Genomic DNA, 13,685 nt, shown 5'->3' on the forward strand with positions numbered 1-13,685 from the left:
CTCGATCCCGATGACTGCCGATGGACACCCGAACTTCGCCAGCGATTCCGCTGCGGGTGTCACGTCCCGATACACCTAGACGGCGCAGCAGCGCCGAAACCACCGCAAGTCACGAAAACTTCATAAAAATCCTCGGGAGCCTGGCGGTGGTGGGTCTGTCGTCAGCGCATGCGGCGCAGCGCGCGCCGCTCCTCCTCGGTGAGCTGGGCCATCAGTGCCGGGTCCAGTTGCACGCCGTGGCCGACGATCTGCACCGGGTTCCTCGGGTCATACGGCGTGCTGGAGCGGCTGACCGGGCCGGCCGGCGGCAGCGGGCTCGGTGCGGCCGGGGCGGCCTCATCGCCGATGCCCAGCACGCGGACGGTGAAGACCGACGGCTGCTGCTGACGCACCTGCTCGCGTTCGCGCTGCAACACCTCCTGGGCGGCCGCTGCGGCCGTGCTGGCCGCAGTGCTGGCGCTGGTCAGCGCTGCCACATTGACGGTGGGCACCGTCGGCAGGCCCGCCGATTCCCCCTTCACCTGGATGTTGGCGGCGTTGAGCACCTGCAGCGCGGCAATGTTGACATTGCCGGAGACACGGATGCCGGCTTCGCCCGCGTCCACCGTGCCCAGCGGCGCAATCAGGTCCACATCACCCGGCTTCACCTCCGGCAGCGGATTGAGCGTGGCAATGCCGGCACCGGTGCTGGGCACATCGGGTGACAGCGTCACATTGCCAAAGGCATCGTATTCACGACGCGGTGGCGTGAACACCAGCGTCGTCTTGGCGCCTCGGCCGGCATTGATGTCCCCCTTGGCCGACCAGGCCAGGATGTCCCCGCCAAAGGTGGTCATGACCCGGCTCTGGCCCAGCAGGATGCTGTCGAGCGCATAGAGCTGGATGTTGCCGCTGCCTCGGGTGATCAAGCCGGCCGTGGCGGGCGGTGCCGCGCCTTCGATGCCGTAGGTCTGCCCACCACTTGGGGTCAGCACCTGGATGTCGCCCCCCACATCGGTGTGGATGCCGGCGCCCCCATACATCAACAGCTTGCCGCTGTCCTTGCCGGGGCCGTTGTCCTTGCCCGGGAACATGGCGGCAATCGCGTTGCGCCCCCGCAGGTAGCTGCCACGGCGCGGGCCGTCCACATCGGTGTACTCCCGCCCCCCTTCCCGCAGTTCCGCAAAGAAGACCTGCCGGGCGAAGATGCGCTGCTGCGCCAGCGGCATGCTGCCGTACAGGGCCACCGCTTCATCCGCCGTACCCTTGAAGCCGAACTGCTGGTCCAGCCACTTCACCAGATCGTCCCGGTACAGCTTGACGACCTTGCCCGGCTGGTCGGCCAGCGGTGTGCCAGCCACCGCCAGATTGTCGGGGTCCAGGTAGCGACGGACGAACGCGGAATAGTCCGGCTCCATCGTGCCCATGCCTGCCTGCACCACGATGCTGGCACCACGACGGGTGTCCGCCGGCACGGCGGGCCCGCTGCTGTGCAGCACGGCGCGATCGTCCTGGATCACGTTGCGCCCGGCCGTCAGCTCCAGCGTGCCCGGGCCCTGAACCTCGATGTTGGCATAGAGGATGTCACGCCCGGCCTGCACCACGGACAGGTCCTTGGCCTGGGTATGCACCACCACATTGCCGGAGGCCGTGGCGCCACTGAAGTCGCGGGACAAGTCGGTGATCATCGGCAGCGTCTCATTGAGCAGCGTGCCGGTGTAGACGATGTCACGCCCGGCCTGGATGGAGACCGGCCCCACCGCCACCACATCGCTCTCGCCCGAACGAGATCCGCTCTGATAGTGGATGACCGAGCCGGTGCGCAACCCCACGATGTCGCCTTCCACCGCATAGAAGCGCGACGGCTGGCGCGCTTCGGCCGAGGTGGCCACGCTGTCGGCCAGGGTGTTGGCACCAAAGGCCAGCAGCGGTGTGAAGCGGCGGTCCACGGCGGGCGCGTCATCGGCCACATTGGTGGCCACCAGGTTGGTCAGGGCGTCCTGCGCCACGAAGGCGGCATGCTGCGGCGTGGCCAGGATGGACGACTCCGCGCCCGAGGCACTGATGGCATAACCGCCCCCGTACAGCGACTGACCGGCCAGCATCTCGATGCGACGCTCGCCCTGCGGCACCAGCAGCAGGCCGGCCTTGTCCCACTGGCTGGCCGCACTGTCGGTCCATCCGCTGGCGGCGGAGCGTCCATAGAAAATGCTGCCATTCAGCGCCGTGACGCTGACGGTGCCTGGCAGCAGGAACCAGCCGCCATTGCTGCCGTATTCCCAGTCGGTCACATCCCGGTGGGCCACGGCTTCGCTGGCGCGTGTGTCGAAGGCCAGTGCGCCGCCTCCGGCGCTCAGATGGAGCGCCGTGCGATCGGTCCACAGCGTGAACCAACTGGTCCCTGTGACGGCCCCGGTGCTGCTGTTCGCAGCCGTAGAGACGTTGAGGGTGTTGGGCAGGATGGCCAGTCCGGCGTCCGCCGTGCCACCCATCACCAGGTCGCCCCGGCTCAACACGTTCACTGTCGAGTCTCCCGGCACCACCAACAATCCGCCGGTGGCCCGTGTAACGGAGGCCACATACGGATCGGCCGGGCGGACATCACGGCCATCCTGCAGGCCGCTGTAGATCGTCTCCACCGTGCCGATCTGCCCGGCCTTCATGTCCATGGCGCCGCGCAGATTCACCAGCGCGCCGTACAGCTCGTGGGTCTGGGTCGGCGTGGTCGAGCCAGTCGCCTCCATCACGCGGCCTTCGACATGGCTGTTCCAGCCGCCCCCCAGGCGCACATCCAGGTCGCCGCCGCCGGTCTGCACCAGGCTGCCGTCGTCCAGCACCCGCCCGGTGCTGCCCACCGCCAGCACCAGGCCCTGACCTCGTGCGGTATCACTGCGAGGCCCCGCCGAGTTGGTGGCGGCACCGGTGGTGCGCTGCGTGATCACACCGGCATCGCCCCCCACCCGCACGCTGAGATTGCCGCCGCCCAGCGTACCCATGCCCGTAAAGCCCACCACGGTCGGCCAATACGCCTTGGCACCCGCTTCGCCGCCCTGCACATCGCGATCGCGATAGGCATAGGTGCCGAAGTTGATCCACCAGGCGGTGGGGACCGGATCCACACCGGCCGTCCCGCCAGTGCCTTGACGCCAGAGCCAGTTGCCCGTGCTGTTACTGGACCAGGGCGTCTGCTGGCTGGTGGTCCAGCTGTCGCCGGTGAGATTGCCACCCGCCTCGATCGCCAGGTTGCCGCCGTGGTCCGGATACCAGGCCTCATAGAGACTGGTGCTGCCGCTGACCAGTTGCTCGTAGGCCGATGCCTGCGCGCCGGCCACCTGACCGAGCACACCGCGGTCATCCGCCGCGCCCCGGGGTTGCTGGTAGGCCGCATCCACCGTGGAGCTACCCAGGTGGGTCTGCGTCCCGGCGGTGTAGACGCCATAGGCCGACGCCATCGACACGTCGCCACCGGCCAGCAGCGACAGGTCTCCCGTGCCGGTGCGCAGCACGCTGAAGGCGGGCGCCTTGACGGTCACCGTCGGTGGCAGGGTCAGCACCGACCCATTGCCCTGGGCCAGTTCCCAGAAGTTCGAGGGCATGCCGAAGTCGGCCCAACTGAACGCCCCATACAGGTTCACCAGCTGCTGCTCGTTCTTGCCCACCAGCTCACGGATCGAGCCGACGCCCGGCGGCAATTCGCCGACCGCATTGAAGATCTGCGTGGCGCCCTGCAGCGTCAGACCCATCAGGATGTTGCCGGCCGAAGGCTCCCAGAAATCCATGGGCAGGCCGAAGTCGGCCCAGCTGAACGCCCCATACAGCCGCACGATCTCGTCCTGCGTCTTGCCCAGCAGTTCGTTGGGGTCGGAGATGCCATCGGGCAATGCGCCCGCCGCCATCAGGATCTGATCCAGACCCGTGGCGTTGAGACCCGCCACCACACCGCCGGCCCGGGTCTGCGTGCCGTAGTGTGTGTCTGCCAGGGTGAGATGCCCGGTGCCATTGGCGTTGCGCAACCGTGCATCGGCGGCCTCCAGATCGGCGCCGGCCACCAGCGACAGGCTCCACGACTGTGACCCTTCCGGCAGCATCTGTGCCACGGCCCAGTTGCGGGCCTGACGTCCGGAGGCGTCCGCCGGGCGGAGTTGCACCTGGTCCACGCCGTCCGGCAACTTCACGTCAGTGCCACTGGCGATCACCGCCCCCACCGGCAGTTGGACGTCGCCGGACTGCACCATCGCCACCGGCAGGGCCACGCCCTTGGGCCAGGTGATCTGGGCGGTCGCGACGGCCAGCGGCAGGGTCATGCCGGGCTGCAACACCGCCCCCGCCGGCAGGTCCAGGCCCTGGCTGCCCACCCGCGTGCCGGCGGCCAGCAGCACCGTGCCGTCGGCCGCCCGCACCTCTGCGGCGAGAACCGTGCCGGCCGGCAGGCTCAGGGCCTGGTTCAAGGTCAACGCCGTGGGCAGCACCGTGCCCGCCGGCAGCGTGACATTGCTGGCCGTGATGTCGTAGTTGAGCGGCTTGCCCTTCGGATACCGAGTGCCAGCGGCCAGCGTGATGCCGGCCACCGGCACCACCACATCGCCCCCAAAGGCCTGCACGCCGGAGGTCAGCAGCCAGCCGTTGTCATCGGGCGTTTCCGGCGGCGGTGCAAAGCCGTCATTGATGCTGCCATACACCGACAGATCCCCACCGGCCCGCAGCGTCAGCATGCCGACCTCGCCGGAGCCCAGCACATCGGTCCTGGCGGTGGCGGGGTTGAGGCTGGCGTAACGATAGCCGGACAGATCCAGGTCTCCCCGGACGATCAGGTCGCCTTGGGGTGTGGCGCTGTTGATCTCCACGGCAGGGCGCAAATGGAACGCACCGGCCGTGGTGGCGCCGGTCAGGCCGACGAGACGCCGGTTCAGCAGATCGCTGTTGGCCAGCGCCCCGTGGATGAATTGATCGGCCTCGGCATGCTTGCCGTCCAGATAGGTCTGGTCCACCACCTGATAGGGCTTGCCACTGGCCGAGGGATCGGTCCCGTAGGGCGCATCGGTATAGACCTGGCGTCCGTAGACCGACACGGCCTTGGCCCCCTGGATCTGCACCGGGCCCGGTGCCCGGATGGCGATGTCGCCGTAGGTGGCCGCATCGGCGTCATTCACGCTGCCGGTGCTGCCCACACGCGGGGCATACAGATCCAGCGTACCGAGCGCGCCCTCCCCCTGGCTGGTGCTGGCCGTGCCATGACGCAGGTCAACACGCGCGCCCTCACCCAGGGTCAGTGGGCCCTGCCCGGCATCCACCACCACCGTCGCGCGGTTGGGACTCTCGATCACCTGGCCGCGACTGTCCACACGCAGGACCGTGCCATGGGCATCCAGCACCGCCGACCCCGCCACCGTCACACCCTGGGCAGCGGCCAGCCGAATGCTGCCCACCTGCTCGCCACCGGCATCGATGGTGCCGTTGACGGTCAGCGCGCCGCCGTCCAGCGAGAGGTTCACCGCATGCGCCTTGAGCTCATCGCCCACGGTCAGGTCGCCCTGCTTGATCTGAAAGCTGCGTTCGCCATTCAGCCCACCCGCAGTCAACCGGCTGTTGAGCGTGGCGAAGTTGCTGCTGAGCTCACCGTCACCGAGGTGCTGGGCGCGGATGTCCACACTGCCTTCGCGATAGGGCACCAGGGTGCCGCCCGCGTCATAGTGGCCACTGCTGCCGCCCTTGAGCTGCCCCTGCAGATCCACCCGCCCGGCCTCGGCGGCCAGGGCCACGACGGTGATCTGGCCTGCATGGTTGTTGCGGGCCGACACATCGATCACCGAGCCAGCGGCCTGCGTGATGTCGCCCTGCGCGCTTTGCAGCGTCACGTCCCCGCCCCAGGCATAGCGGCTGACATCCAGCATCTTCACCTCGCGTCCGGCAAGGTCCAGCTGGGCACGCTCCCCCAACACCACGTCGCCATCGGCCTTCACCGTCAACTTGCCACTGGGCAGCACCACGGCGGTGTCGATCGTCACCGTACTGCCCGACAGGCTGAGCTCGGCGCCGGTGGTCCCGGCGGTCGCTGCGGCCGAAGGCGCCGCGCCAGACCCCACCACCTCCAGCGCCCCACCAGCGCTGATGCGGTTGACCGAGCCGGCTTCGCCGGTCACCAAGGGCGCGCTGAGCGTCAGCCTGCCGCCTTGCAGGTGCACGCCGTCGCTGTCGCTCACCTGCGACTGCCAGACCGCCAGCGAGCCCTTGTGGTTGGCCGTGATGCGGTCCGTGGCGCTCATGCGCACATCGGCAAAACCGAGGACGGTACGGCCAAAGTCATCCAGGTTGTTCGGCTGTGCCTTGGGGCCGTAGCCCAACTCGATCACATCGGCCTTGATCTGCAGTTGCCCCTCACCGCTGCCTCGCCCGCCGGTGACGGGTGCAGGCGCAGCGCCCCCCGTGCCCGCCCAGATGAGCTGGCCGGTGGTGATGGTGGCCACCTCCCCTGTCTGGCCGTAGCCATACAAGGCCGGCGTGGACAGCACGAGTTGGCCGAGGCTGGACTTGCCAGTGCGCGGGTCCACGGTGCTGAGACTGACGTTGCCAAAGAAGTTGAACGACTCCGCTGCGGTCAGGGTCAACTGCTGCAGGGCCGGAGCGCCGCTGGCCGCATCCCCTTGGAGCAGGCGGTCCAGCACGGTCTGGTTGAGCGTGAGGCCCGGCGTGAGCGTGCCGCTGGCCTTGGCGGCTGCCAGGTCCTGCGCGCTGCCCGCATTGATGGTGCCAACAGCCAGCGTCAGATTACGGGTGCCGTAGGCGGCGGAGTCGCCGATCTCGAAACTGCCCCGCGTCGCTGCCACCAGCGTGCCTTCGGAATAAAGGCGTGCGCCGTCGCCCTGGCAGGTTTCGGCGCAGACACCCAGACGGATGGCACCACTGCCGCTGCTGGAGGTGTCAGCCGCAGGAGCCAGCAGGTCCAGCACGCCGTTGGACGCCGCCACCACGGCGGAGGCGCCCGGCCGGTACACATAACCGTTGGTGGCATCGAAGGCCACCTTGCCCGCGCCCAGGGTGCTGATGCCGGCCCCTTGCTCCAGGGTGATGCCGCCTTGCGGATTGGCCGCCACCAGGAACACCTCCGGCGCCTTGAGCACTGCGCCTTGCCGCAGGATCACCTCGCCGGTGGTGCCTTCGATATCGATGAATCGGCTCTGATCGCTGCCGTCGCTGCGCTGTCCGCTGTTGGTGGTGACCGTACCGCCCACCACCAGACGCGCCGCCCCGAGTCCATTCAGATCATCGGCATGCAGGGTGAGGCCCTGAAAGTCAGGCGTGCGGGGGGCGCCGTCCGCCACGATCTCGATCGCACCCGTGCCCAAGGCATTCGAGGTGGTCACCACGGCACTGCCTCCGTAGCCCCCACTGGCCGGCGTGAAGTCCGTGCGCCCCGCCAGGCTCAGGCTGCTGCCCGGGTCCGCAGCAAGGTTGATGTAGAGGGTCTTGGCATCCGCAGGCAGCATGGCCCGGGGCGTGCCATTCAAGGTCGCCTGTTGTTGGATGAAGTCGGAATAGGAGGTTTCGTTGTACTGGGAATAGCGTCGCACCACATCCGCAGGCGTCACCACCACCTGCGTCGCCAGGCTGTCACGCTGCGTCGTGTTCGCCGTACTCATGAGACCGGCCACCGAATAGGAACCGTTGCGCATCGGCACGGCGCCGCTGGCCGTCTGCCCCGTCGCCGTGCCGCCCAGTTCCACCCGGAAAGCCCCCGGCAGCAATGCGTAGTTGGAGGGCAGCAGCGTGTAGGTGCCGGCGGGGAGGCCGGGAATGTCATTGGCCTTGAGCGTGATCTGCTGGCCAATGCGCGGGTCCACCGCCCCCGCGTGGTCCGCAGGCGCATAGGCCGACGCGTAGCCGGGAACAATCGCATAGACCGGACGGTCCGCCAGGCCGGGCATCACAAAGCCGTTGCTGTCCACCTGGGTGAGCGGATGCTGCAGGGCATCAACCGACCCGCCACGGCCGGCAATGAAACCAGCCCCCCGCAGGTCACCGCCGCCAGACAGATCCAGCAAGGCCCCGGCGTTGACCGCCACCTCATGCCCCGCCAGCGTGACTTGCCCGCCATTGCCCGCCCCATTGAGCCGGACCGCTTCGCCATCGACGGTGTAGTTGACGCCATCGGCCGTGCCACCGTAGGGCATGACCAGGCCGGCAGCGCTGACCGAGGTGATGCTGTCCTTGCCGAGCGTCACCGACGCGGTGTTGGTCCCACCGATCCGGATCGAACCCAGGGGGGCACGCAGCACGCCCTCCTGATCGATCCTGGTGGCCTCCAGGGACAGGCTGCCAAACACCGAATACGGCAGCGCCGGCGTGCCTGCATCAACCGCCTGCCGCTCCACCACGATCTGGCGTTCCGCACTGGGCGTGTCATTGACCCGGAAGCCGGCGACCAGCCGGGCGTCCACGCCGGAGCCCGGATACACCTGCGCCGCACGCAGCAGCAGGTTGCCAGGGGTGAGCAGCTCCGCGTCGTAGGTCGTGCCGCTCAGCTTGCTGTCGCCGGTGAAGCGGAGGTCGCCCTGGCTGATCAGTTGGACCTCCCCAAAGCCACGGCGCTGCTCATCGCGCGCCCCCAGCACCTGCGCCACCGCGCCCATGCCGACCTGAACCGACCCTTGCACCTCCAGCAGTTGGGCGCGCGCGGTCAACACCGCTGTCTCCGCCACCGGTCCCTCGCTGGTCGGATAAACCGGGCGAACCTGTCCGGGGACGCCGGTGGACGTGTTGGACAGTCCGGACAATTGCAGATACGGTGCGGCCACGTCCACCCGCGCCGCTGCGGCGCTGGCGGACGACAGGCCGATGGCGGCGGAGGTCAGGCGCAGCGACTGGTCCATGCTCAACGACACGTCCCCGTCGAAGCTCAGTGCCCCTGCGCTGTAGAGATCCAGCGACGAAAACCCGCCCGCCTTCACCTGATCCACCCCCAGCCGCGCCTGACCGGTGACACCGACCGAAGCGCCGCTGTCGCCCGCGCTGGCCGGCCGCTGCGCGGTCTGGCTCAGCACCAGTTCGCGCAGCGCGCCCACCTCGGGATTGAGCCCCGCCTCCACATAGTTGGGCGTTTCCAGGGCCAGGGTCAATGCACCGCCCACGGCTGTGCCACCGCCGGCATGCGCCTGGGCACTGCCGTTCAAGGTGATGCCGCGGGTGGACGCCAGCGTGATGCTGCCGCCATCGGTGGCCACGGTCTGTGGTCCGCTGCCCGGCACGTCGAGGATGGCGGCCCCGCCGGAGGCGTCGAGACGAGCCCCCTCTTTCACCACCACAAAGGCATCGGAGGCCAGCGCGAATCCGCGCTGGGTGTCCAGCGTTCCGCCCAGCGTGATGCTGCCCCCCTGCCCCACGCTGCCGTACGAACGGCCCAGGGCGTCGGTGTCCACGGCCACATCGGCCGAGACGTCGATCAGGGCGCGCTCACCCACGGTGATGGCGCGCTGGCGGCCACCCGCATCGCCCCGCAGGCGGCCGGTGGTGGCCGTGTCGACAAGGTCCACCGGGCCGGTGAGGCTGACACTGCCGCTGCGGGCCTGCAGTTCACCCAGCACCGTCAGGTTGCCCCGACTGGAGAGGTCGATGTGCTGCCCCGGCGCGACGCTGACCTGTGCGCCTTCGCCAATGACCAGGCTGCCCGCATACGCTTCGCTCGGGTTGCTGAAGTCCACCACGGCGGAGGGCACACCCGCCGCCAGCGAGAGGCTCGCGCCCGCCCGCGTGGTGATGGTGCCGGTCTGAGCGTCCTGCACATGCAAGGGCGGCGTCCAGGGCTGGAAGGCCGAAGCCAGATCAGCCCCGGCCGGCAACTGGCCGAGCTTGGCCTGCAGCACCGGCATGTCCACTGCCAGGGTGGTGCCGCTGGCCACCGCCACGCCCAACTGCCCGCGCACGTCGTACGTCGCAAAACCGCTGCGGAACAGATCGGTGCTCAGGGTGGTCACCGAGGACACGGCCGCATCCACCGACAAAGGCACACCGGCAGGCAGGCGCGTCCCCGCGGCCAGTTGAAGCGTAAGGTCCTTGGGGGCCGCCGTGCCGGCTTCATACCGAATCGTCCGGTCCGCAATCGGCATCCCCTGAGGGAACACATCGGCCGGGACCACATAGCTGGCGAATGCGCGGGCGGCATCACCAACACTGAAGCTGCTGAAACTGATCACCGCGCCTGCGGGGACGTAGTCCAGGCGGCTGTTGCCCAGGTACAGCGCATCGCCATACCGCTGGGCGATCTGCCCATTGATCTTGAAGGAGTAGACCCCGCCGTTCGGATCGGCCGGCGGCATCCAGTTCGCGGCCACGGTCATCGACACCTCGGGACGCGGGCCGGTCGTTCCGACCACCTGGCCGGCATTCACCCAGCGGATCACCTCGGTGTAGTCCACCGGCAGCAGGCTGCCTGCCGCCAGGGAGACCGTGGCCGGTGCCTGGAGCCACAGGTCCACGGCGGAGGTCTGTCCGGCGGGCAGTACACCTTCAGCCGCCTGCGGCTGTCCACCAATGACCACGCCACTGCCCGTCTCCAGGGACAGCGTGCCACCGCCCTTCACGCCGTAGCCGGTGATCTTGCCGTCCAGCGCCAACCGGGCCTGCGGGTTGTCGCCGCCCAGGCCCTTCAAGCCCGCGCCCAATTGCACCGAGCCGCCCCGGCCGCCGGTCTGGCTGCCATCGGCCTGCACCACGGCACCGGAAGAAACATTGATGAGAGAGCCCGTGTCCAGGCTCACCCCGTCCGTGGAGCGCAGGCTCACCGAGCCCCCGTTGACAACAGCCTGCTGCGCCAGGTCCTCGGTGGTGATGGCGGCAGAGGTCCCGGCCGATGTCCCGGCAGAGGTCCCCGCAGAGGTCCGCAGATCGGTGAAGCGGCCGGAGGCATCCAGGGTGACGCCACTGCGCACCTGCACGCCCCGGGCGTCTGCGTCACTGCCATTCGTGGGCAGCACGACCTGGTCTTCCACCCGGGTGGTGCCAGCAACGGCCTGCCGCAGCACATTCCCGAGGTGAATCGTGCCGCCATGGGCCGTGAGGTCGGCGGCCACGTCCACCTTCGGCGCATACAGCGTGATGTCGCCGCCGTCGGCCACCTGCACGTCGCCCTCGACCATCACCTGCCCCGCCGCCGCCACACGCACGGCCCCCAGGCCGCTGCGGCGAAGCAGGGCCGTGTCCAGCGTCACCTCGCCGGAACGGTCAGCAGCCACCACATCATTCAGGCCGATGCTGTCGGCCAGCAGCGGGGCGCCGTCTTTGAGCGTGACGCTGTCGACCGACGGGGCCAGGGTGTAGCGCAGCAGGCTGGCCGTGCTGTCAAAGGTGGGCCGGTAGGTGCCCACCACCAGTTGAGCACCGCGCGGCACGGCATTCTGGGACTGGTGATAGCCGTCGAGCTCGGCCTGCGGTGCGGCGGTCTGCTGGGCGCTTTGGTAGGTGTCTCCGACCAGGCTGCCTTCCAGCACGGCACTGCGGGTGGCCACCACCAGGCGACCGGCATCACGCCCGACCGTATAGCCATTCTCCAGACGGCTCTGCGGTGCAATCAGCGGGCTGTAGAAGGTCTCCGTGGTGGTGCTTCCCCAGCGCGCATGTTCATCCGCATAGCCTTGATAAAGCCCGGTGTAGAGCAGGTCCGCTGGCGCTTTGGAGACCTCGTAGAGCTTGCCGTCGCTGCCTTTGAGCCAGCTCTGGCGGATGGTGCCTGCGGCCACGTCCAAGGTACCACCGGAGAGGTTGATGCTGGAACCTGCCCGCGTGACCAGATCGCCACCGGTGACGGTCACGGTGCCGCCCTGGGCCATCCATTCCCCCACGCTGTGCCCGCCGGTGGCCACATAGCCGGAGACTTCCAGCAGCCCGCCAGCGGTATACCAGCGGTCGGTGGCATAGCCGTTGGTGCCGGCGGGCACCAGCACCAGCTGGCGGCGGTCGACCCACAGGTCCAGGTTGTTCAGGTTGCCCTTGTCGCGATTGCTGGCCGCATCTCGCTGCTCATTGCCCTGCGCATTGATCTGGAGATTGTTGCTCTCCATCGCCACCTTCACGCCGACTGCGCCGGACACATCCAGCTCCGCCCCTGGGTCCAGCAGGGTGCGGCGGACGGCGGTGATGGCCATTTCTCCGCCCGTGGCCAGCGCCAGGGCTCCGCCCTCGGCATGCACCGTGTTGCCGCTGACGATCTCGATGCGGGAGAGGTCCTTGCGGTCCACCACGGTGCTGAGGTTGTCAAAGCCGCCGCTGGTGTTGTTGCCCGACTGGCCCAGCGTCTGCAGGGCGGCATCGCGCTGCGCATCCAGCGCCGTGGCCTGGGTGTTCTCAAGCAGGATCGCCGTTGTGCTGCCACCGGCCAGCGTGACCGTGCCGGTGTCGTCGCTGGCGCGGGTGGACAGATGGACGGTGCCACGTTTGCTGGTGGAGGTGGTGCTCAGCACCACACCCGCCTGCGTCACGTCGTGACCGGTCAGGGTGATGTCGCCGGTGGTCGCCGTGATCAGGCCGCTGTTGACCACGGTCCCCGTGGTGGCCGAACTGCCGCCGCTGCGCTGCGCCACAAGCTCCTGCCCCACCGTGGTGCTACCGCTGTTGCCGTCGGTGCCCGCGCCCTTGCGGATGCTGAAGCTGTCGCCGGCAGCCAGCACCGTCTGGCCGCCAGGGGTACTGATGCTGCCGTCATTGCGGACCTCGGTCCCCAGCAGCAACGCATAACCGCCGCCCTGCGTGGCCGAGGTCGGTGTGGCCGTGGTGATCTGGGCGCCCGCCTGAACGTCGATGGCACCGCCCGCCTGGCTGAAGGCGGGCAAGGCGCCCCCATAGATGCCGTTGGCGCGGAACTGGTCGTCCGTGATGGTGGCAGCGGCCACCACCAGATTGCGCACATTGACCTGGCTGGTCCCGGAGAACATCACCCCATTGCGGTTGACGATCAGCACCGTGCCATCACCCTTCACCTGCCCCTGGATGTAGGACGGGCGTGCCAGCGGATCATTGACCTTGTTGAGCACGGCCCAATCGGACTGCTGCTGGAACTGCACCGTGGTGTTGCGGCCGACATTGAAGGTGTCCCAGTTCAGGACGGCGCGGCTGTCGGTCTGGGTGACGGTCACCGTGGTCTTGCCACCGTCCACCGTCTGGGTGGGCGCCTTGGCGCCGGTCCAGCCGGCCGTGAGACTGTTGCTGTCCACCACCAGGCCACCGGTGCTCAGGCCGTCGGGCACACCGGCCGCCGCCGCCTGGGCGGCGGCTCGGGCGGCCGCCTGGCGGGCCTGCGCTGCGGCGATCGACTGGGCCGTCAGCCCCAGGTTGTTGATGGAATGCTGGAGCTTCTGCCGTGCAGCGTCCGACTGCTGCTGAGCGGCCGAGGTGCCCGCCGCCTGCCCGCTGGGCAGCCGGCCGGTCTGGCTGGCCGTGGCCTGGGTCGCCCCCTTGGACGCGAACCATGCCGGGCTGAAAGCGGTCTGCGCCTGCGCGGTGGCGGCCCCGCCGAAGGCCACCATCCAGGCCACGGCCTGGGCCAGTGGCGCCAATCGGAATGCCTCCTCATTCAAGCGATGAACCCGAGTCCCTGCCTTCTGTGGTTTGGTCATGTCTGTGCCCGTTCGCAGTCGCCATGGGCATTCGCGGCCCGGCGCCATTCAATGAAGGAATCGACAGGCACCGCAGGCGCCATCGTCGTGTCTGCTCCTTGACGA

At 68.8% G+C, this 13,685-nt stretch carries 1 protein-coding gene; it reads right to left on the reverse strand.

Annotated features, from left to right (window positions below):
- Positions 1-161 precede the first annotated feature (161 nt).
- Positions 162-13,520 (reverse strand): filamentous haemagglutinin family protein, encoded by a 13,359-nt coding sequence (locus OU995_RS23350; RefSeq protein ID WP_267832541.1) that lies wholly within the window; start codon positions 13,518-13,520, stop codon positions 162-164.
- Positions 13,521-13,685: the final 165 nt, after the last annotated feature.

The sequence above is a fragment of the Roseateles sp. SL47 genome (genome assembly GCF_026625885.1).
Taxonomy (GTDB): domain Bacteria; phylum Pseudomonadota; class Gammaproteobacteria; order Burkholderiales; family Burkholderiaceae_C; genus Roseateles.